Annotated in this window: 18 protein-coding genes and 2 pseudogenes; 6 read left to right on the top strand and 14 right to left on the bottom strand. The window is 74.1% G+C overall.

The window, feature by feature from the left end; genetic code table 11:
* The first annotated feature begins 64 nt into the window (after window positions 1-64).
* From G5V58_RS09170 to G5V58_RS09160, 3 genes are read left to right on the top strand one after another with little or no spacing between them, the layout of a single operon-like run.
* Window positions 65-1399, top strand: coding sequence for a 3-oxoacyl-ACP reductase (locus tag G5V58_RS09170; protein ID WP_165231380.1), 1335 nt, complete (start codon window positions 65-67; stop codon window positions 1397-1399).
* The gene (locus G5V58_RS09165) at window positions 1399-2247 is read left to right on the top strand and encodes a MaoC family dehydratase (RefSeq protein ID WP_165231377.1); all 849 of its coding nucleotides are present in this window, start codon (window positions 1399-1401) and stop codon (window positions 2245-2247) included. Before G5V58_RS09170 ends, G5V58_RS09165 begins: the two co-directional genes overlap by 1 nt.
* 35 nt (window positions 2248-2282) lie before the next feature.
* Window positions 2283-2975 carry a calcium-binding protein gene (locus G5V58_RS09160; protein ID WP_165231374.1) on the top strand — a complete coding sequence of 231 codons (693 nt, stop codon included), beginning with the start codon at window positions 2283-2285 and terminating at the stop codon, window positions 2973-2975.
* Here the strand turns inward: G5V58_RS09160 and G5V58_RS09155 are convergent.
* Window positions 2972-3541 carry an MFS transporter gene (locus tag G5V58_RS09155; RefSeq protein ID WP_329957578.1) on the bottom strand — a complete coding sequence of 190 codons (570 nt, stop codon included), beginning with the start codon at window positions 3539-3541 and terminating at the stop codon, window positions 2972-2974. The two genes, G5V58_RS09160 and G5V58_RS09155, sit on opposite strands and share 4 nt — an antisense overlap.
* Window positions 3542-3845: 304 nt before the next feature.
* Window positions 3846-4256, bottom strand: a pseudogene (locus tag G5V58_RS26710) (MFS transporter); the annotation flags it as partial.
* A 115-nt stretch (window positions 4257-4371) separates the two neighbouring features.
* Here G5V58_RS26710 and G5V58_RS09145 point away from each other — a divergent pair.
* Together G5V58_RS09145 and G5V58_RS09140 are read left to right on the top strand one after the other, a co-directional pair.
* Window positions 4372-4767: a winged helix-turn-helix transcriptional regulator gene (locus G5V58_RS09145; RefSeq protein ID WP_230487209.1), complete on the top strand. Its 396-nt coding sequence runs from the start codon at window positions 4372-4374 to the stop codon at window positions 4765-4767.
* Complete coding sequence (locus G5V58_RS09140; RefSeq protein WP_230487208.1) at window positions 4764-5276, top strand: PaaI family thioesterase; 513 nt, start codon at window positions 4764-4766, stop codon at window positions 5274-5276. The genes G5V58_RS09145 and G5V58_RS09140 overlap by 4 nt, the downstream gene beginning before the upstream one ends.
* 4 nt (window positions 5277-5280) lie before the next feature.
* Here G5V58_RS09140 and G5V58_RS09135 read toward each other — a convergent pair whose 3' ends face one another.
* The 11 genes and pseudogenes from G5V58_RS09135 to G5V58_RS09090 form a co-directional block, all read right to left on the bottom strand.
* Complete coding sequence (locus G5V58_RS09135; RefSeq protein ID WP_165231371.1) at window positions 5281-6750, bottom strand: M23 family metallopeptidase; 1470 nt, start codon at window positions 6748-6750, stop codon at window positions 5281-5283.
* A 174-nt stretch (window positions 6751-6924) separates the two neighbouring features.
* Window positions 6925-7788, bottom strand: a complete 864-nt coding sequence (locus G5V58_RS09130; protein WP_165231368.1) for an acyl-CoA thioesterase — start codon at window positions 7786-7788, stop codon at window positions 6925-6927.
* On the bottom strand, window positions 7785-8741 hold the full coding sequence (locus G5V58_RS09125; protein ID WP_165231365.1) for a proteasome assembly chaperone family protein: 957 nt from the start codon (window positions 8739-8741) through the stop codon (window positions 7785-7787). Before G5V58_RS09125 ends, G5V58_RS09130 begins: the two co-directional genes overlap by 4 nt.
* A gap of 12 nt (window positions 8742-8753) precedes the next feature.
* Window positions 8754-9650: a homocysteine S-methyltransferase family protein gene (locus G5V58_RS09120; protein WP_165231362.1), complete on the bottom strand. Its 897-nt coding sequence runs from the start codon at window positions 9648-9650 to the stop codon at window positions 8754-8756.
* Between the two features lie 56 nt (window positions 9651-9706).
* Window positions 9707-11608: a 1-deoxy-D-xylulose-5-phosphate synthase gene (dxs, locus tag G5V58_RS09115; RefSeq protein WP_165231359.1), complete on the bottom strand. Its 1902-nt coding sequence runs from the start codon at window positions 11606-11608 to the stop codon at window positions 9707-9709.
* Between the two features lie 17 nt (window positions 11609-11625).
* On the bottom strand, window positions 11626-12531 hold the full coding sequence (locus tag G5V58_RS09110; protein ID WP_165231356.1) for an SMP-30/gluconolactonase/LRE family protein: 906 nt from the start codon (window positions 12529-12531) through the stop codon (window positions 11626-11628).
* A complete protein-coding gene (locus G5V58_RS09105) occupies window positions 12528-13739 on the bottom strand; it encodes a phospholipase C (RefSeq protein WP_268991269.1) in 1212 nt (403 codons plus the stop codon). The genes G5V58_RS09110 and G5V58_RS09105 overlap by 4 nt, the downstream gene beginning before the upstream one ends.
* An 88-nt stretch (window positions 13740-13827) precedes the next feature.
* Window positions 13828-13968: pseudogene (locus G5V58_RS26395) on the bottom strand (hypothetical protein); the annotation flags it as partial.
* 228 nt (window positions 13969-14196) lie between these two features.
* Window positions 14197-15420, bottom strand: a complete 1224-nt coding sequence (locus G5V58_RS09100) for a Dyp-type peroxidase (RefSeq protein ID WP_165231353.1) — start codon at window positions 15418-15420, stop codon at window positions 14197-14199.
* Window positions 15417-16610 (bottom strand): EfeM/EfeO family lipoprotein, encoded by a 1194-nt coding sequence (locus G5V58_RS09095; RefSeq protein WP_165231350.1) that lies wholly within the window; start codon window positions 16608-16610, stop codon window positions 15417-15419. Before G5V58_RS09095 ends, G5V58_RS09100 begins: the two co-directional genes overlap by 4 nt.
* Window positions 16611-16639: 29 nt before the next feature.
* A complete protein-coding gene (locus tag G5V58_RS09090; protein WP_165231347.1) occupies window positions 16640-17077 on the bottom strand; it encodes a cupin domain-containing protein in 438 nt (145 codons plus the stop codon).
* 56 nt (window positions 17078-17133) lie between these two features.
* On the opposite strand from G5V58_RS09090, the gene G5V58_RS09085 reads away from it, so the two are divergent.
* Complete coding sequence (locus G5V58_RS09085) at window positions 17134-18102, top strand: glycosyl hydrolase family 18 protein (protein WP_165231345.1); 969 nt, start codon at window positions 17134-17136, stop codon at window positions 18100-18102.
* On the opposite strand, the gene G5V58_RS09080 is transcribed toward G5V58_RS09085, so the two are convergent.
* Window positions 18099-19460, bottom strand: coding sequence for an LLM class flavin-dependent oxidoreductase (locus G5V58_RS09080; protein WP_165231342.1), 1362 nt, complete (start codon window positions 19458-19460; stop codon window positions 18099-18101). The genes G5V58_RS09085 and G5V58_RS09080 overlap by 4 nt on opposite strands.
* Window positions 19461-19464: the final 4 nt, after the last annotated feature.

Below are 19464 nucleotides of genomic sequence, written 5' to 3'. Positions count from 1 at the left end.
AAGCCATTGAGGCGGGCGTCACGAAAAGTGGACACCCAGTTACACAGAGAGTTGCAATAGAGCCATGAGCGACCGCTACCAGGACTTCGCGTCCAACCCGATCGGCAAGCTGCTGGTCAAGAACCTCGGCCTCCCGAGCCCGACGAAGCTGGAGCGGTACACCGCCGGCGCGCCGCTCGTGGACGGCACCGTCGTCGTCGGCGGCACCGGCCGTCTGGTCGAGTCGCTCCCGGGCCTGCTGGACCAGCTCGGCATCGCCAGCACGGTCACGGCCGAGGACGGCGAGCGCTACAAGGGCCTGGTCTTCGACGCCACCGGGCTCGCGTCGACCGAGGAGCTGCACGCACTGCGCGACTTCTTCACGCCCAAGCTGCGCAGCCTCGGGACCTGCCCGCGCGTGGTCGTCATCGGTACGCCGCCCGAGCAGCTCAAGGGCTCCGAGCGCGTCGCACAGCGCGCCCTCGAGGGCTTCACCCGCAGCCTCGGCAAGGAGATCGGCAAGGGCGGCACCGTCCAGCTGGTCTACGTGGCCGAGGGGGCCGAGGCGGCCGCGACGTCCACGCTCGGCTTCCTGCTGAGCCCCAAGTCGGCGTACGTCTCGGGCCAGGTCGTCCGGATCGGCGCCCACGGGACCACGGAGGCCGGCGAGGTCGCTGACTGGACCCTGCCGCTGGCCGGCCGCGTCGCGCTGGTCACCGGCGCGAGCCGTGGCATCGGCGAGCAGATCGCCCGCGTGCTGCACCGCGACGGCGCGACCGTGGTCGGGGTCGACGTGCCCCAGGCCGCCGACGCGCTCCAGACGCTGATGAAGGAGCTCGGCGGCGACTGGCTGGCCCTCGACATCACCCAGAAGGACGCGCCGCAGCGCATCGCGCACCACCTGACGGAGAAGCACGGCGGCGTGGACGTGGTCGTGCACAACGCCGGCATCACCCGCGACAAGAAGCTCGCCAACATGGGCGAGGACAAGTGGGACGCCGTGATCGGCGTCAACGTGACCGCGCCGGAGCGCATCACCCGCGAGCTGCTCGACCAGGGCGTGGTCCACGCCAACGGCCGCATCATCGGCGTGGCCTCGATCGCCGGCATCGCCGGCAACGTGGGCCAGACCAACTACGCCGCCTCCAAGGCCGGCGTCATCGGGCTGGTCGACTCGCTGGCCGACGAGGTCGGCGACGGCATCACCATCAACGCCGTCGCGCCCGGCTTCATCGTCACCGACATGACCGCTGCCGTGCCGTTCGCGACCCGCGAGGTCGGCCAGCGGCTCAACGCCATGTCCCAGGGCGGGCTGCCGGTCGACGTGGCCGAGACGATCGCGTGGTACGCCTCCCCCGGGTCCACCGCCGTCAACGGCAACGTGGTCCGCGTCTGCGGCCAGATGATGCTGGGCGCCTGATGAGCAACCCCGCGCTCACCCTGGCCCGGGCGGCGCTGCCGTCGATCCCGCTGGTCAACCAGCTGCCCGGCATCCGCAAGACCGGTGGCGCGTTCGCCGGCCTCTCGCGCACCGGGCCGGCCACCACCATCGAGCGCGACCACGTCACGGCGTACGCGCGGGTCTGCGGCTTCCCGGACAAGGACACAGTGCCGCTCCCCTACCCGCACCTGCTGGCCTTCGGGCTGCAGATGGCGATCATGAGCGACCCGGGCTTCCCCGCGCCCGCGATCGGCACCGTGCACGTGGAGAACTCCATCACCCAGCACCGGCCGCTGCGCATCGGTGAGAGCGTCAACGTCACCGTCAACGTCACCGACCCGCGCCCGCACGCCAAGGGCACGGTCTACGACTTCCACACCCTCGTGCGCACCGACGGCGAGACGGTGTGGGAGGAGACCTCGTCCTACCTGCGGCGCGGGCGCGGCGACGACGGCGCGTCCTCCGGCCCGGCCTTCCCGGACGCCGAGCCCAACGGCGTGGTGTGGAAGCTGCCCGCCGACCTCGGCCGGCGCTACGCCGCGGTCTCGGGCGACCACAACCCGATCCACCTCTACCCGCTGACCGCCAAGGCGCTGGGCTTCCCGCGCCAGATCGCCCACGGCATGTGGACGATGGCCCGCTGCGTGGCCTACCTGGAGAACCGACTGCCCGACGAGGTCCGCGTGGACGTGGCCTTCAAGAAGCCGGTCCTGCTGCCCGGATCCGTGGCCTTCGGCTCGACGCCCGTCGACGGCGGCTACGCGTTCGCGCTGAGCAGCCCGAGGAGCGGTGCGCCGCACCTGGCCGGGCGGACCACCGCGCTCTAGCGAACCCGGCGGCCCGGCGGAGCGTCGTACCGGTCATGACGAGGTGGACGCTCCTGGCCCTGCTGCTCACGACCGCGCCGCTCGCGGCGGTGACCGCCGCTCCCGCGGTGGCCGCGCCGACCTGCGACGGGCGCGCGGCGACGATCTCCGGCGCCGGCGACCTGGTCGGCACCTCCGGCGCCGACGTCATCGTGGCCACGGACAAGACCGCGACGGTCCGTGCCGGCGGCGGCGACGACGTGGTCTGCGGCAGCCTGCACGTGTTCGGCGGCCGCGGCGCCGACCGGATCCTGTTCGACGGGCACGTCACCTGGCGCGACACGATCTACATCGAGGCCGGCGCCGGCGACGACCTGATCCGCTTCGACGGCGACCAGGAGAGCCCGGCCGCCGGCACCCGCGAGGGCATCTACGCCGGCTCCGGGGACGACACCGTCATCGGCTCCGACGGCATGCTGTGGTTCTTCGGCGGCCCCGGGGACGACCGGCTCGTGGCCCGCGGCGGCGGCGACCTCATGGACGGCGGCCCCGGCGACGACCTCCTCCTCGGCGGTCCTGGACAGGAGATCGCGGCCGGCGGCACGGGCAACGACGTCCTCAGGGGCCGCGGCGCCCAGGACGAGCTCGCCGGCGGCCCCGGCCGCGACGAGGCCTGGGGCGGCGGCGACACCGACGTCTGCTACGACAACGAGGTCCAGCACTCCTGCGAGGCCGACGACTGGGTCTAGGCGCCGCGCGGGGACAGGGCGATGGCCGCGGCGCCGAGCAGGGTGAGCGCGGCGGCGACCAGGGCGGCGTGGTTCCAGCCGGCGTACAGGTCGGCGCCGGTGTGGGTGGCCACGGTGACGAACAGCGTGATCCCGCAGGCGGCGCCGAGGTAGCGGGCGGTGTTGTTGGCCCCCGAGCCCATGGCGGCGCGGTCGGGTGGCACGGCGGCGACGGCCTCGCGCCCGAGCAGGCTGTTGAGGACGCCGGTGCCGAGCCCCGCGAGCACGAAGGGCAGCACCACCCGCCACAGCGGCGAGCCGGCGTCGAGGCCCCAGGTGAGGAGCTGGCCGGCGGCGACGACGACGAGGAACAGGGCGACCGGACGCGGGCCCTCGAGCGGGTGCGGGATCCGGCGGACGAGCAGGGAGGTGACGACGCCGGTGCCGGCCCAGGCCACGGCGGGCAGGCTGGCCGCCCAGAGGCCGCGGCCGTAGCCGAGCTGGACCATGGCCGGGCTGAACGACGCCATGCCGATCATCCCGGCGCCGAGGACCAGCGAGCCGGCGGTGGCGGCGCGGAAGCGCAGGTGGCGCAGCAGCTCGGGGTCGAGCAGGGGGGGCCTCGACCCGCCGCTCGACGAGGACGAACGCCGCGAGCGCGACCACCGCGGCCCCGGCGAGGACCACCGTGGGCAGGTCCACTCCGTTGCGGCCCTGGGTGAGCGCGGAGACGGCCAGGGTCATGCCGGCCACCAGGAGCACGAGGCCGGCCACGTCGACCCGGGCGCGCACCACGGCCGCGGACTCGGCCAGGCCGCGGCGACTGACCGGGACGAGCACGACGGCGGCCGCCGCGGTGACCCAGTAGCTCGGCCGCCAGCCCGACCCGACGTCCAGCAGCGAGTCGAGGAGCGCGGCCAGCAGCACGCCGCCGGCGATGCCGAGCCCGACGGCCGCACCCCACGCCGAGGTGGCCCGCAGCCGCTCCGGGCCGAGCGGGTAGCGGTGGGCCAGCGCGGCCAGCCCGCAGGCCAGCACCGCCGCGCCGCCGACACCCTCGACCACCCGGCCGGCCACGAACAGCACCGGCTCGGCGGCGACGCCGCACACGAGTGCTCCGAGCGCGGTGGCGACCAGGCCGGCGACGTACACCCGGCGCCGGCCGAGCGAGTCGCCGACGACCCCGGCCGCGAGCAGCGCGCCGGCCAGCCCGACGCTCATCGAGCTCAGCACCCACGCACGCGCCACCGGGCCCGCGCCGAGGTCGGCGGCGGTGGCCGGGATGGTCGCGATCGGTGTCACGTAGGTGACCAGGACCAGCGCGGTCCCGAGCACCACGGGGAGCAGGGGCGTCGAGGTGTCGACGGCCGGCGGAGTCAGTTTGATTTCCGAACTCACCCCTGGGACGCTAGCACCCGTGTCCGCCCCCGTCACCCTGGCCCGCCTGCCCGGACGACCGTGCCCGATCGCCGCGTCCCTCGAGGTCGTCGGGGAGCGCTGGGCCCTCCTGGTCGTCCGCGAGATCGTCCTCGGCAGCACCCGCTTCGACCAGATCGTGCGAGGCACCGGCGCCCCGCGCGACCGCGTCGCGGCCCGGCTCAAGGTCCTGGAGGAGGCCGGCGTGGTCGAGCGCCGGGCCTACCAGGAGCGGCCGCAGCGCTTCGAGTACGCGCTGACCGACGCCGGCCGCGCGCTGGTCCCGGTGCTCGACGCGCTGCTCACCTGGGGGCTCGAGCACGTCGTCGCGCCCGACGACCCGGACCGGGTGGCGCACTACCCGGCGCCGAGCGAGCGACTGCGCAGGCAGGCGTGAGCGCCGAGTGGGGTGCGCCCCGGACCAAGACGGTCACCTGGTACGACCCGTCCATCGGCGCCGCGCAGGGGCTGCGGATGGCCGGACTCGACTACCTCTCCGCCATCCGCGACGGCGTGCTGCCGCCCGCGCCGATCTCGGGGCTCATGGACTTCGGCGTCACCGAGGTCGAGGCGGGCCGCGCGGTGTTCACCTGCCGCCCCGACGAGTCGGCTTACAACCCGATCGGCGTCGTCCACGGCGGCCTGGTGTGCACGCTGCTCGACTCGGTGTGCGCCTGCGCCGTGCACAGCACGCTGCCGCTCGGCCGGGGCTACACCTCGATCGAGATCAAGGTCAGCTACCTCAAGGCGGTGACCTCGCGCAGCGGTCTGCTGACCGCCACCGGCACGGTGGTCAAGGTCGGCAGCCGGGTGGCATTCAGCGAGGGCGTGGTCACCGACGAGGCCGGCACCGCGGTCGCCACCGCGACCAGCACCTGCCTCGTCTTCGACGTGCCCCAGTCCTAGGCCGTCACCGGGTCGGGTTGCCGAAGGCGATCTTGCGCACCCGGTGGCTCTGGGCCGCCGGCGCGACCGCACCGCGCTTGTTGAACGTCGCGGTCGCCGGGCTCCACACACCGAGGTCGGTGAGCCCGTTGCCGTCCCAGTCACCGGTGACCGGCACGTCGCCGGGGGTGCCGAAGACGACCGTGGTCGTGTACGGCGCGCCGAGCGGGTCGGTCATCAGCAGCGTGAACGTCGCTGTGGTCCGGTCGTAGACGCCGAGGTCGGTCGTGCCGTTGCCGTCCCAGTCGCCGGTGACGGGCAGGTCGTCGGCGTCGCCGAGAGCGACCTTCTTCTTGCTCCCGTCGGCCATCCGCAGGATGAACTTGCCGGCCGCGGGCCGGCGCACGCCGATCTCCCACGGGCCGACGCCGTCCCAGTTGCCGGCCACGGGCAGGTCGGTCTTCTTGCCGAACTTGATGGTGGTGCGCTGGCGCTTCACCTGGAGGGTGAACACGCGCGAGCTGGGCTCGCGGACGCCGGGGTCGACCCGGCCGTTGCCGTCCCAGTCACCGATCACGGGCTGCGCGGCCGGGTCGCCGATCTTGATGACCCGCTCCTTGACGCCGGTGCGCGTGATGTGGAACGCCGCCGGGTCGGCGCGCCGGTAGACCATGACCTCGGCGCTGCGACCGCCGTACATGTCGCCGGCCAGCGGCACGTCGGTGATGTTCACGACGGGGGTGATGGGCGTGCCGCCGCAGTTCTGCGAGGTCAGGGCGGAGTTCATCGCGAACGCCGCGCCGTGGAACCAGGCGTCGACGACCGCCCCGGCCACGCGCTCCTCGAAGTGCAGGTGCGCGCCGTGGGAGTTGCCCGTGTTGCCGACCGTCCCGACCTGCTGGCCCGCGGCCACGACCTGGCCGACGGTGACCAGCACCGAGTCCATGTGCGCGTAGAGCGAGCTCTCGCCGTTGCCGTGGTCGAGGACGACGTACTGGCCGTAGCTGGGCTTGTTCTTGCCGACGACGGCCGTGATCACGGTGCCGGGGGCCGCGGCCACGACGGGCTTGCCCTCGTCGCCGCCGGCGTAGTTGAAGTCGACGGCCCGCGGGCTCGGCGTGTGGCTGGCCCGGGACGAGCCGGTCCAGGTCTCGCCGCAGGGGAAGGGCATCTCGTAGGGCGTCACCGGCGGCGGCGTCGGGCCGAGCGCCTTGGGGCTCTGGCCCGCGTCGCCGGCGAGGGCGTGGCCGCCGTTGGTCGCCGTCGGGTCGTGCTCGGGGGTGGGGTCGCCCCGGTCCGGCTTGCCGTGGTCGCCGGGCTTGGCGCCCTTCCCGGTCGGGTGGTGCTGGCCGGGCGCGCCGAAGCTGGCGCCGTCGGCGGCGTACGCCGCGGGGACGAGGGCGGCGACGAGGAGGACGCCCGCGCCGGCCGCCGCAGCGGCTCGCTGGGGGGTCGGTCGGCGCCGGGTGGGGGCTCGGTGCTTCGGCCGGTGCATGTCACGCAGTGAACATTCGTCCCACGCGCCCCGTCCGCGGATCGGGGTGAAATGGCCGAACGGAGGAGGCGACACACTTGACAACAGTGACTGGTGGGTCCCCTGTTACTGGTGTTACTCGTGTGACTCACCGTTGTGGACCAGTGGTCACCCGCTCGAGGGTCGCCGGACCGTTCAGTCCTCGCGGGGTCGTCGGGCCCGGATGACACCCTCCTGGGCAGCCGTCGCCACCAGGGTCCCCTCGGCCGTGTAGACGTAGCCGATGGCCAGGCCGCGGCCGCCGTGGGCGGAGGGCGACCACTGGTCGTAGAGCCACCACTCGTCGGCCCGGAACGGCCGGTGGAACCACAGGGTGTGGTCGAGCGAGGCCATCATGGCCTGGGCCGGGTTGACGTCGTGGACCGCGAGCGAGGCCCCGAGCAGGCTGATGTCGCTGGCGTAGGTGAACGCGGCGAGGTGGGCCACCGGGTTTTCGGGCAGGCCCTCCTTGAACCGCACCCACATCTGCGCCCGGGACGGGTGTCGCGGGTCGGGCTCCAGGCCGTGCCGGGAGTTGCCCAGGAACCGCACCTCGAGCGAGCCCCACTCCTTGCCGAGCTCGTCGGCGTCGGCGTTGCCGCGCCCGCGCATCAGGTCGACCAGGTCGAGCCCGTGCTCCGGCCCGGGGACGTCGGGCACCACGTCCTGGTGGTCGAACCCCTCCTCGGGGCGCTGGAAGTTGATGGTCTGGTGGTAGATCGGCCGTCCGTGCTGCCGGGCGGTGACCCGGCGGGTGAGGAAGGAGCGGCCGTCGCGCAACCGCTGCACGTCGAAGACGATGGGCACCGAGTAGTCGCCGGGCAGCAGGAAGTAGGAGTGGAAGGAGTGCGCGACGAACTCCGGGTCCACCGACCGGGTGCCGGCGACCAGGGCCTGGGCCGCCACCTGACCGCCGTAGACCCGGGCCCGGGCCGACGGCGGCTGCGCGCCGCGGTAGAGGTCGTCGTCGAGGGTCTCGAGGTCGAGCAGGGTGAGCAGGTCGTCGACCTCGGCCGTCACGCCTCGCGCCCCGAGTCGCTCGGGTCGCTCGAGCCGTCGTCGAGCCCGGCCAGGAACTGCTCGAACTGCCGCCCGATCTCCTCACCGGTCGGCAGCGGCTCGTCGGGCGCGAGCAGGTTCACGCCGGACTCCTCGGCGCGCTCGAAGGCGTCGTACTGCTGCTCGAGCGCCGCCACGACCTCGCCGACCTCGGCGTTGGCCTCGAGGTAGCGGTCGATCTCGCCCTCGCGCTCCCGGGCCAGCTCGTGCAGCTCGGTCAGGTCGATGGTGAGCCGCCCGGCCAGCTCGACCTGCTCGAGCAGCACGGCCGCGGCCTGGGGGTAGTCCAGCTGCGCGAGGTAGTGCGGGATGTGGGCGACGAAGCCCAGCATGTCGTGGCCCCACTCCCCCAGCCGGACCTCGAGCATCGACTGCGCGCTGCTCGGGATGCGCAGCTCGCCGCGCCACGGGCTGGTGCCGAGCAGCAGCTCGGGCCGGTTGGCGTGCGGCGTGATCGCGAGCGGACGGGTGTGCGGCACCGCCATCGGCACCGAGCCCATGGCCACCACGCGGGTGACCCCCAGCCGGTCCAGCACCTCGCGGACGGCCCGGGCGAAGGCCTCCCAGCGGTTGTCGGGCTCGGGGCCGTGGAGCAGGAGGTACGGCGTGCCGCCGCTGTCGTGCAGCAGCCGGACGACCAGCCGCGGCGCGTCGTAGGCCTCGTAGTGGTCGCGCACGAAGGACATGGCCGGTCGCCGAGCGCGGTAGTCGTGGAAGGAGTCGACGTCGAAGGTGGCCACGACCGGCCCCGACGACCCGCGGCCGCTGTCGAGGTCCGCGAGGTGGCGCGCGGCGTGGGCCGCGGCGTTCCCGGCGTCCAGGAACCCGTCGAGCACCAGCACCATCGTCAGGTCCGTGGCGCCCTCGAGCTCGGGGATCTCGTCGACGATGTGGACGAGCCGTTCCTGGGTCACCGGTCCAGTTTCTCAGACACCCCACAGTGCGGCCACGTGCCGGGCGTCGGTGCCGCAGCAGCCACCCAGGACGCGCAGGCCGGGGAGCCTCCCGGCGAGGTCCTGGCAGTCCCGGCTCAGCTGCTCGGGGTCGCCGTCGTCGAGCTCCTCGGCCTGGTCCAGCTCGGCGTGCGACGCCCGGCTCGCGTTGGGCCGCAGCCCGGCCACCCGGTGCCACGGCCCGTCCCCCTCCAGCGCCGGCGCGACGTGGCTCGGGTGGGCGCAGTTGACGAGGTACCAGTCCGGGCCGCCGGCCGCGTCGACGGTCGCGACGGCCTGCGCCAGCGCCGTGCCGTCCGGGAGCCGGCCGTCGGTCTCGACGGTGAACCCGATGGCCACCGGGATGCCCACGTCGCGCGCGGCGGCGACGATCCCCATGGCCTCGTCGGCGCCGGTCAGGGTGAGGGCGGTGGCCAGGTCGGCGTCGGCCGCCCGCACCGACGCCAGCTGGGGCCGGTGGTGCTCGGCGTACGCCGCGGGGTCGAGCCGGTCGCCGGCCACGTAGCCGTCGCCGCGCGGGCCGACGATCCCCCCGACCAGGACCTCGAGCTCGGGGTGCGCCTCGCGGCGCTCGTGCATGAGCGCCACCGCGGCCCGGTTGACCCGGTCGAGGTCGGCGGCGTCGTAGCCGAGACGCGCGCCCCAGTCCGGGTTGGCCCGCCACGTCGGGGACTCGAGCAGCAGCCCGGCGCCAGCCCGCGCCGCGATCGCGGCGTACGCCTCGTAGTAGTCGGTCAGCAGCGCGCGACCGCCCTCGTCCTCGACCAGGGGGAACGCGGCGAACTCGGGCAGGTCCACACCGTGGTGGAAGATCAGGTCGGTCTCCAGGCCACCATCGGTGACCCAGCGGCGCTCGGCGAGCAGCTCCATGGTCCGTTGTACTGCGCCGCGGCGCGCCCGTCCAGGTCAGCCGCCGCCGGGGCCGGTCAGCGGTCGGCCTGGACCTCGGCCCGCGGCGGGTCGGACAGCGCGGTGATGTCCTCGACGATGCCCAGGGCGATGGCCTGCGGGGTCAGCCCGATCTGCTCCAGGATCCGACCGCGCTTGGCGTGGCCCAGGAACTCCTGCGGGATGCCGTGCAGGCGGAACGGCGTGGTCACGCCGGCCGCGTTGAGGGTCTGCAGGAGCACGGCGCCACAGCCACCGGTCTCGCCGTTGTCCTCGATGCTCACCACGAGCCGGTGCTGGCGGGCCAGGTCGACCAGCGCCGGGTCGACGGGCTTGACCCAGCGGGGGTCGACGACGGTGACGCCGATGCCCTGGGCGACCAGCCGCTCGGCCACGTCGACCGCGGTGGTGGCCATGGCGCCGACGGCCACGACGAGCACGTCGCGGGTGCCGGTGCGCACCAGCACGTCGACGCCACCGACGGTGTCGACAGCCGGTACGTCGTCGGGCGGCGGGCCTTTGGGGAAGCGCAGCACGGTCGGGGCGTCGTCGACGTCGACGGCCTCGTTGAGCAGCTCGCGCAGCCGGGTGGCGTCGCGCGGCGCGGCCAGGCGCAGCCCGGGCACCACCTGCAGGATCGACATGTCCCACATGCCGTTGTGGCTGGCGCCGTCGTCACCGGTCACGCCGGCCCGGTCGAGCACGAAGGTCACGCCACAGCGGTGCAGCGCGCAGTCCATGAGGACCTGGTCGAAGGCCCGGTTGAGGAAGGTCGCGTAGATCGCCACGACCGGGTGCAGGCCGCCCATGGCCAGCCCGGCCGCCGAGGTCGCGGCGTGCTGCTCGGCGATGCCGACGTCGAAGGTCCGCTCGGGGAAGCGCGCCTGGAACTGGTGCAGCCCGGTCGGGTGCATCATCGCCGCGGTGATGGCCACGACGTCCTGACGGCGCTGGCCGATCCGGACGATCTCCTCGGTGAAGGCGTTGGTCCAGATGGTGCCCTTGGGGTCCTGCTCGCCGGAGTCCGGGTCGAACGGGCCCACCTGGTGGAACTGGTCGGCCTCGTGGCGCTCGGCGGCGTCGTAGCCGAAGCCCTTGCGGGTGATGGCGTGCACGATGACCGGGCCGCCGAACTTCTTGGCCTGGCTCAGCGCGTGCTCCACGGCTGCGCGGTCGTGGCCGTCGACCGGCCCGACGTACTTGAGCCCGAGGTCCTCGAACAGCCCCTGGGGTGCGACCGCGTCCTTGACGCCCTTCTTCATGGCGTGCAGCGCGTCGTACGCCGCGGGGCCGACGCCCGGGACGGCGTTCAGCCGGCGCTTGACCAGGTCGAGGACCTGCTCGTAGCGCGGGCTGGTGCGCAGCCGGGTCAGCGCGGTCGTCAGCCCGCCGATGGTCGGGGTGTAGGAGCGGCCGTTGTCGTTGACCACGATGACCAGTCGGGAGTCCTCGGCCACCGCGATGTTGTTCAGCGCCTCCCAGGCCATGCCGCCGGTGAGCGCGCCGTCGCCGATGACCGCGACCACGTGGCGGTCCTCACCGCGGATCGCGTAGGCCTTGGCCAGCCCGTCGGCGTAGCTCAGCGAGGTGGAGGCGTGGCTGTTCTCGACCAGGTCGTGGTCGGACTCCGACCGGCTCGGGTAGCCGCTCAGCCCGCCCTCGACGCGGAGCCGGTCGAACTCCGCGGCCCGCCCGGTCACCATCTTGTGGACGTAGGCCTGGTGCCCGGTGTCCCAGACGACGCGGTCGCGCGGGGAGTCGAAGGTGCGGTGGATGGCCAGCGTCAGCTCGACCACGCCGAGGTTGGGGCCGAGGTGGCCGCCCACGGGCGCGCAGGACGTGATCAGCCGGTCCCGGATCTCCGCCGCGAGGGTGGTCAGCTCGTCGTCGGACAGCCGCCGCAGGTCCTGCGGCCCCGAGATCGTGTCGAGCACACCCATGACGCGAGTCTACGGAGTCACAGGTCCACGTACGCGATCGCCGGCTCCTGCAGGCTGCTCAGCCAGACCCGCCCCCGGTGCTCCCGCACACCGGTCACGAAGCCGAAGTGCGCGCTCGGCAGGTCGAGGTCGTGGACCAGCCGGCCCGCGTCGTCGTAGGCCTGGACCCGGCAGCTGGGCGCCGGCGCCGGCTGCAGCCGCCTCGGCGTCGCGGCGGCGACCCGGCGCAGCCACCGCGGGCCGCGGCGGATGCGCGTGGCCAACGCCACACGCGGGCCGGCGATCGCCACCCACACCAGGCCGTCGGAGCCCAGGGCCGCGTTGTCCGGGTAGCCGGGCAGCTCGGGCACCAGCAGCTCCCGCTCCCCCGCCCTCGCTCCGGTCAGCCACAGCCGGACGAGCGTGCAGGCGCCGGACTCGGCCACCGCGACGTACGACTCGTCGGCGGCCAGCGCCACCCCGTTGGCGAAGTCCAGGCCGTCCAGCGCGGTGCCGACCGTCCCGTCCGGGTCCCGCCGCAGCAGCCGGCCCGAGCGCGTGGCCATGGCGATGTCGCCCTGGTAGTCCTCGATGCCGTAGTGCCGGGAGGAGTCGGTGAACCAGATCGTGCCGTCGGCGGCCAGCGCCGCGTTGTTGCAGAAGGCCATCGGCACGTCGCGGACCGCGTCCACGAGCACCTCGACCGCGCCGGTCGCGGGGTCCACGCGCAGCACCCCGCGGCGGGCGTCGCAGACCACCAGCCGGCCCGCGCCGTCGAGCTCGATCCCGAGCGGCCGGCCGCCGGTGTCGGCGACGCGCTCGACGCGGGTCGCCGTCACCCGCCACAGCGCGCCGTCCTCGGTCCCGGTGTACGCCGCGCCGTCGGCGCCGACCACCACGTCCTCGGCGCCCGGACCGGGGACGGGCAGGACCGTGGGGCTCACTTCCCGGTGAGCCGCTTGACCGCGCCGGTGTCCTTGAGCAGGAGCTTGATGGTGCGCCGGTGCTTGAAGTCGAAGAGGTGCTTAAGCGAGCCGGCCCGCTCGTCGGCCGAGGCGTCGCCGATCCGGCCGACACCCCAGTTGTCCTCGATGAACCTCAGGACCGACGCCTGCTCGGTCGCGTGGTGGTCGACGTGGTTGGCGCGGGCGTACGGCGAGATGACGAGCAGCGGGAGCCGGGGGCCGGGGCCGCAGCGGCCGGGCTGACCGGCGGGGGCCGCGACGGCGGCGCACATCGGCGAGTCGAGGCCGGGCAGGGCCGAGCCGGCCTTGAGCCCGGCGGCGCGGTGGTCGTACCAGCCGTCGGAGTCGTCGTAGGCCACGACGATCGCGGTGTCCTTCCAGTACTTCGACTTCTGGATCGCGTTGATCTGGCTGACCAGGAAGTGCTGCTCGTCGATCGGGTCGGAGTAGCCCGCGTGGCCGTCCTGGTAGGCGCTCGCCTTGAGGAAGCTCACCGACGGCAGGCTCCCGGCCTCGAGGGCCTGACCGAAGACCGACAGGTCGTAGTTGTGGTTGGCCTGGTCGGTCTTGCCCACGGCCGCGATCGACATCGGCGGCAGGTGGTGGGGGTTGGCCGTCGACTGGTAGTAGGAGAACGGGTTGTGGTGCGGGATGTAGTCCAGGCTGCTGCCGCCGCCGATGTTCTGGTGGGTGGCGCCGCACTGCGCGTAGCTGCCGGCCACGGACGGGACGGTCGGCGCGAAGCCGCCCTGGAACCAGCCCCACGTGACGCCCTTGGCGTTGAGCAGGTCGCCGATGTTGCGGCCCTTGCTGGTGACCAGCTTGGCCGGGACGGTGTGGTTGCCGGCCGAGCAGTCGTCGTAGTACGGCTGCGGGTCGTTGTTGACGGTGCCGACGCCGGTGGCGTCCGCGCCGGACAGCGTCGCGGTGCTCGGCGGGTTGGACTGCGCGCCGGTGACGCTGTCGAGCTCGACGAAGCCGTGGGTGTTGCCCGAGACCAGGTTGAGCGCACCCGGCGTGGAGGGGCCGAAGACGGTGCTGAAGAAGGAGTCGGACATCGCGAAGCGCTGGGCGTAGTTCCACAGCCCGGTCACGGTGTTGCCGTCGAAGTAGCCCATGGTCAGCCCGGGGGCGCCGAACATCCCGGTGCAGGTGTCGCGGCTGACCTGCTGGACGAACTGGTCCATCTTGCCGCCGTCGTAGGCGTTCTGCTCGGGGGGTGTAGGCGTGGTTCTGGTCGCAGGTCAGCGCCTGGTCCGGGGAGAGCCGGAACGGCTTGTAGAGGTTGGGGTTGCTCTTGAGCAGCTTGGCGGTCTTGAGGGTGTCGACCTTGGGGGTGCCCTGGGCGCCCTTGAACCTCGTGCCGCCCTGGTTGGTCGCCTTGGGGTAGGTGCCGAAGTAGTGGTCGAAGGACACGTTCTCGTCGAAGATCACCACCACGTGCTTGATCGGAGTCTTCGTCTTGGCCTTGGCCGCGAGGACCGCCGGGACCGCCGGGACGGCGTCGGGCGCCGCCGCGACCGCACGCGGGGACGCGGCCACCGGGGCGGCGGCGTCGGAGGCCGGGACGAGCGCGACGGCGAGGGCCGCGGTCCCGGCGGAGCAGAGGGTGAGCACGGTTCCCAGGCGACGAGGCACAGGCCGTCACGTTACGCCGGAGACGAGCCCTTGCCCATAGAAGTCGGCCGTGTCGCGGACGCCGGGCAGCGCGTAGAAGTAGCCGCCGCCGATGGGCGAGACGTAGTCGGTCAGCGGCTCGCCCGCCAGCCGCTTCTGCACGGTGACGAACGCCCGGTGCAGGTCGCTCTGGTACGCCGTGAAGACCAGCCCCATGTCGAGGTCGCCGTCGAGGTCCAGGCCGCGGTCGTAGTTGTGCGCGCGGCGCAGCATCCGGCTGCCGTCGGTCGCCGGCGTGCGCGGGTTGGCGAGCCGGATGTGGGCGTCCAGCGGCGTGGTCGCACCGACGGGGTCGGCGGTGTAGTCGGGCCGGTCGGTCTCGACCGAGCCGGACAGCGGCGCACCGGTGTCGCGGCGCCGGCCGATCATCCGCTCCTGCTCGTTGAGGCCCACGCGGTCCCAGAACTCCACGAGCATCCGGATCACCCGCACGGCCTGGTAGCTGCCTCCGGCGGCCCAGGCCGGCTCCCGGGCCGGGTCGGCCCAGACGAGCCGGTCGTACTCGTCCTCGGTGGGGTTGGCCGAGCCGTCCATGAAGCCCATCAGGTTGCGAGGCGTGCCGCTGGGCCGCGGGGGCGAGGCGAAGGCGTCCACCCGCCAGCGCGGCTGCAGCGCGCCCCGGGTGTGCCGGAGCAGGTCGCGCAGCGCGTGCACGACGGTGTCCGGGTGCGGCGCGGCCAGCACGAGCAGGAGGTCGCCGTGGCACAGGGCGGGGTCGAGGTCGTCGTCGGGGAACGGCGTCATCGTGGTCAGCCGTCGTGGCCGCAGCCGGCGCAGCCCGAAGCGGTCGTCGAACAGGCTCGCCCCCACCGAGACCGTCACGGTCAGGCCGTCGGCGGGCACCTCCGGGCCGAGCACGCCGGAGTCCGCCGGCGGCGCGGTGAGGCCGACGTCCGGCGGCCGCCCGCCGGTGCTGAGGAACCGCGCCCGCTCGGTCAACGTGCGCAGCGCGTCGGCGAGCTCGCCGCGCCGGTGCCCGACCACGTCCAGCGCGACGTACGCCGCCGACGCGGTCACGTCGCGGGTGACGCCCGGCTGGTGCACGCCGTGGAACGCGATCGGCTCCGCCGGCGCGGTGCCGTCCTGGGCGCCGGCTCGGAGGTCCGGCCCGAGAGACGCGCCGCCGACCGCGCCGCCGAGAGCGCCGACCGCGCCGGCGCGCAGCAGCCCGCGCCGCGCGATGCCCGTCACGTCACCCTCCGGGGCTCGAGGACCGTCGCGACCGAGGCCAGGTGCTCGGCCAGCTCGGCCACGACCGCGTCGACGCGCTGCCGCTGCGCGGTCGGCCAGTCGGCGATCGCCGTGCTCCCCATCGGGCCGCTCGCGAGGCGCGCGACCAGCCGGCGGGCCTGCCGCAGCTCGCGGAACAGCCGGGACAGGTGCGGGTAGCGGGAGGCCAGCGGCTCGCGGACCAGGCTCAGCACGGTGCGCGTGCCGTCCAGTCCGGCCGCGACCGTGCGCAGGTCGCTGTGGCTGCCGAAGTCGGCGTCGCCGGTGAGCACCGGCCGGAGCAGGTTCTCCGCGATCTCGTGGGCGCGCACGGTGAACTCCACGGGGTCCAGCTGGGCGCCGGCCAGCTCCGCACGGAGCCGGTGCACCGCGTCGGCCAGCGCGTCGGCCAGCGCCTCGGTGGCAGCGCCCCGGGGGCTGCCCGCGGGGTCCCAGAGGACCCGCTCGACCCGGTGGAACAGCCCGTCGGGCACGCCGTCGAGGACGCCGTCGAGGTCGCCGAACGCGCCGTACGCCGCGCCGAGCCGCGCGTAGCCGGCGTGCGCCTCGAGCCAGGACCGCCGGGCGGCGGCGACGTGCCCCCGCGCGACGGCGGCGGCCAGCGCCCGGGTCTGCTGCTCGATCGCGGGCAGCCGGCTGCGGACCGTGCGGGTGTAGCGCAGCGTGGCCCGGATCAGCTGGTCCTGCGGGACGGGCACGACGCCGCGCACGCCCGCGCCCGGCCCGGTCAGCTCCCGCGCCGGCCCGGTGACCGGCGACTGCTCCTCGAACAGGCACTGCAGGGCGTACTGCCCGGCGGCCAGCCGCACGTGCACGGTCACCGTCGTGCCCGGGCCCAGCGGCTCGACCTCGGCGAAGACCTGCTCGCGGTGCGCCGCGTCCACGCCGAGGACGCGCACCTCTCCCGAGCGCAGGTCGGCGTTGCGCAGGGTGAGCTCCTGCTCGCCGGCCGGGCCGGGCATCCACGTCGAGCCGCAGTCGGTGAGCGAGACGTCCACCGCGGCCGGGGCCGCGCCGGGCTCGGCGCCCGACTCGGCCGCGGCTGGCCGGTGCTCGCCCGTGGTCACCGCCGCGACGACCGTCGCGGACGTGGCCGCGACGGCGAGCACGAGGGACGTCACGACGAGGCGGCGCCGGCGGGTGGGGGCCATGGCGCCGACAGCGTAAGCCAGGCAGAGGACTAGGGCATCGCGTCGCGCAGCCGGTGGGTGCGCCGGCCGAAGCCGTTGACGACGTACCGCATCGTGCGGGGCACCGGGACGCGCACGACGGCGTGCTTGCGGACGTAGTGCTCGACGGTCCAGGTGACCCAGTGGCCGGCCGGGAAGTACGCCGCGTCGCCGACGCCGAGCAGCACGGGCGGCTCCTCGTCGACCTGGATGGAGCAGCCGCCCTCGATGATCACGATGGTCTCGTCGACGTCGTAGTACCAGCGGAACCGGCCGGCGGTGCAGTCCCAGGTCCAGTGCGAGGCGCTGCCGTCGGCGCTCTCGGCCCACTCCGAGATGCGGGCCAGGGGCCGGCCCTCGAGGACCCAGTCGGGGTTGATCGGGTGGTCGGCGAGCTCGACCTCGCCGCGCGAGACGCTCAGCACACCGCTGGTGATGACCTCGCTCATGGGAGCAATCTAGGAGACGCTCACGCGCTCTCGCCGGGAAACCGGACCGTGGCAGGGTGTCCGTCGTGCGCGCCGTGCTCCTCACCGTCCTGCTGGCCCTCCTCGCGCTCGTGGCGCCGCCGGCGGGCGCGGTCGAGCCGCTGCACTCGACCGGCTACGTCTACGGCGACGCGCCCGAGTCGCTCATCGCCCGCGACGGGCACGCGTTCAGCACCCTCGGCGTGGACGGGGTGACGCTCTCGCCCCGCGGCACCCGCGTGTCTACCACCGACGGCCGGATGGCCGCCCTCGCCCATACGCACGGGCTGCGCGCGGAGCTGCTGGTGAGCAACTACAGCGACCGGCTCGGCGACTTCGACCCCCGCGCCGGCGCCCGGCTGCTGCGCGACCCGGCGCACGTGGAGGCCGTGGCCGGCCAGCTCGCCACGGCGGCCGCCGCGCAGGGCTGGGACGGCATCCAGGTCGACCTCGAGTCCCTGCGCCGCGGCGACGCCGACGGGCTGCTCGCCCTCGTCACCCGGCTCCAGCAGCTGCTCCCGGCGGAGAAGACCGTCTCGATCGCGGTGATGGCCTCCGATCGCGCCGAGGAGTACGTCGCGCGCGGCTACCGGCTGGCCGAGCTCGGTGCCGCCGTCGACTCGCTGGCCCTCATGACCTACGACCAGCACGGTCCGTGGTCCGGTCCCGGCCCGGTCGGCGCCCTGCCCTGGCAGCGCCGCGCCGTCGCCGTGGTGACCACCGTCGTGCCGGCGGCCAAGGTCGACCTGGGTGTGGCCGGCTACGGCTACACCTGGCCAGGCGGGCGCACCGTCTCGCCGAAGCAGGCCCGCCAGCTCGTGGCCCGTGACGGCGCCACCGCCCGCTGGCGGGACGGCGCCGGCGAGTGGACGGCCCGGCTCTCCGACGGCACCCGCCTGTGGTGGTCCGACGCCCGGTCCGTAGCCCTTCGCCAAGAGCTGGCCGGCGACCTCGGGCTGCACGGCATCGCCCTGTGGCGGCTCGGCTCGGCCGACCCGCTGCGCTAGGCCGGCTGCCCGACCCTCGACACCGGCTCGGAGTGCCGGTCGCCCGCACCGAGCAGCTTGTGGCGCAGGGTGCCCGGCTCGTACGCCGTCGGGTAGCGGCCCCGCTCCTGGAGCACCGGCACGACGTGCTCGACCACGTCGACGAACGAGCCCGGTGTCACGACGTAGGCCAGGTTGAAGCCGTCCACGCCGGTCTGCTCCACGAGGTCCTCGACCTGGTCGGCCACCTCCTGCCCGGAGCCGACGACCAGCGACCCCAGCCCGCCGATGGCGGCACGCTCGCCGAGGTCGCGCACCGTCCACGGCCTGCCGTCGTCCCGCGTCCCGGAGAACGCCGCGGCGTAGGTGTGGATGGCGTTGCTGCTGACCGTGCCGAGCGGCTGGTCGAGGTCGTGCCGGGACAGGTCCTCGCCCATCCAGCCCGACACCAGGGCGAGGGCGCCCTCCACGTCGGCGTAGCGCAGGTACTCCGCGTGCTTGGCGTGCGCCTCCTGCGAGGTCGCGGCGGTGATGATCGTGAGCTTGGTGTAGATCCGCACGCCGTCGGGGTCGCGACCCGCGTCGTGCAGCGCCTGCCGGGCGCGGCCGACGACGGCCCTCAGCGACTCCGGGCTGGAGCCGCCCACGAAGATGGCCTCAGCGTGCCGGGCGGCGAAGGCCAGGCCGCGCGGTGACGCCCCGGCCTGGTAGACCACCGGCGTGCGCTGGGGGGACGGCTCGCTGAGGTGGAAGCCCGGGACGTCGAACCAGTGCCCGTGGTGCCCGATCGGGTGCACCTTCGCGGGCTCGGCGAACACGCCCGACACGCGGTCGCGGACCACCGCGTCGTCCTCCCAGGACAGTTCCCACAGCTTGCGGGTGACCTCGAGGTACTCCTCGGCCTGGTCGTAGCGCTCGTCGTGCTCGAGCTGCGTGGCGCCCATGTTGCGGGCGGCCGAGTCGAGGTAGCCGGTGACGACGTTCCACCCGACGCGCCCCCGGGTCAGGTGGTCCAGCGTCGACATCCGCCTTGCGAAGGGGTAGGGGTGCTCGGCCGAGGTGTTGGCGGTGACGCCGAAGCCGAGGTGCTCGGTGACCAGCGCCATCGCCGGGACGAGCATCATCGGGTCGTTGATCGGGACCTGGGCCGCCGCCCGCAGCGAGGCCGCGCTGTCGCCGCCGTACAGGTCGTAGGTGCCGAGCACGTCGGCCAGGAACACCCCGTCGAAGACGCCGCGTTCGAGCACCCGGGCCAGCTCGGTCCAGTGCTCGAGGTCGGTGTAGTGCTCCGACCGGTCCTCGGGGTGGCGCCACAGCCCCGGCGACTGGTGGCCGACGGTGTTCATGGCGAAGGCGTTGAAGCGGATCCTGCGGGCCACGGCC

Source organism: Nocardioides anomalus (assembly GCF_011046535.1).
GTDB classification, from domain to species: domain Bacteria; phylum Actinomycetota; class Actinomycetes; order Propionibacteriales; family Nocardioidaceae; genus Nocardioides; species Nocardioides anomalus.
This window is presented reverse-complemented; position numbering and strand designations above follow the sequence as displayed.

Bases quoted from the DNA above. Each gene is read 5' to 3' on its own strand.
- G5V58_RS09160 (WP_165231374.1), top strand. From the start codon at position 2,283: ATGACGAGGTGGACGCTCCTGGCCCTGCTGCTCACGACCGCGCCGCTC.
- G5V58_RS09095 (WP_165231350.1), bottom strand. From the start codon at position 16,610: ATGGCCCCCACCCGCCGGCGCCGCCTCGTCGTGACGTCCCTCGTGCTC.
- G5V58_RS09170 (WP_165231380.1), top strand. From the start codon at position 65: ATGAGCGACCGCTACCAGGACTTCGCGTCCAACCCGATCGGCAAGCTG.
- G5V58_RS09165 (WP_165231377.1), top strand. From the start codon at position 1,399: ATGAGCAACCCCGCGCTCACCCTGGCCCGGGCGGCGCTGCCGTCGATC.
- G5V58_RS09105 (WP_268991269.1), bottom strand. From the start codon at position 13,739: ATGGACCAGTTCGTCCAGCAGGTCAGCCGCGACACCTGCACCGGGATG.
- G5V58_RS09090 (WP_165231347.1), bottom strand. From the start codon at position 17,077: ATGAGCGAGGTCATCACCAGCGGTGTGCTGAGCGTCTCGCGCGGCGAG.
- G5V58_RS09135 (WP_165231371.1), bottom strand. From the start codon at position 6,750: ATGCACCGGCCGAAGCACCGAGCCCCCACCCGGCGCCGACCGACCCCC.
- G5V58_RS09120 (WP_165231362.1), bottom strand. From the start codon at position 9,650: ATGGAGCTGCTCGCCGAGCGCCGCTGGGTCACCGATGGTGGCCTGGAG.
- dxs (WP_165231359.1), bottom strand. From the start codon at position 11,608: ATGGGTGTGCTCGACACGATCTCGGGGCCGCAGGACCTGCGGCGGCTG.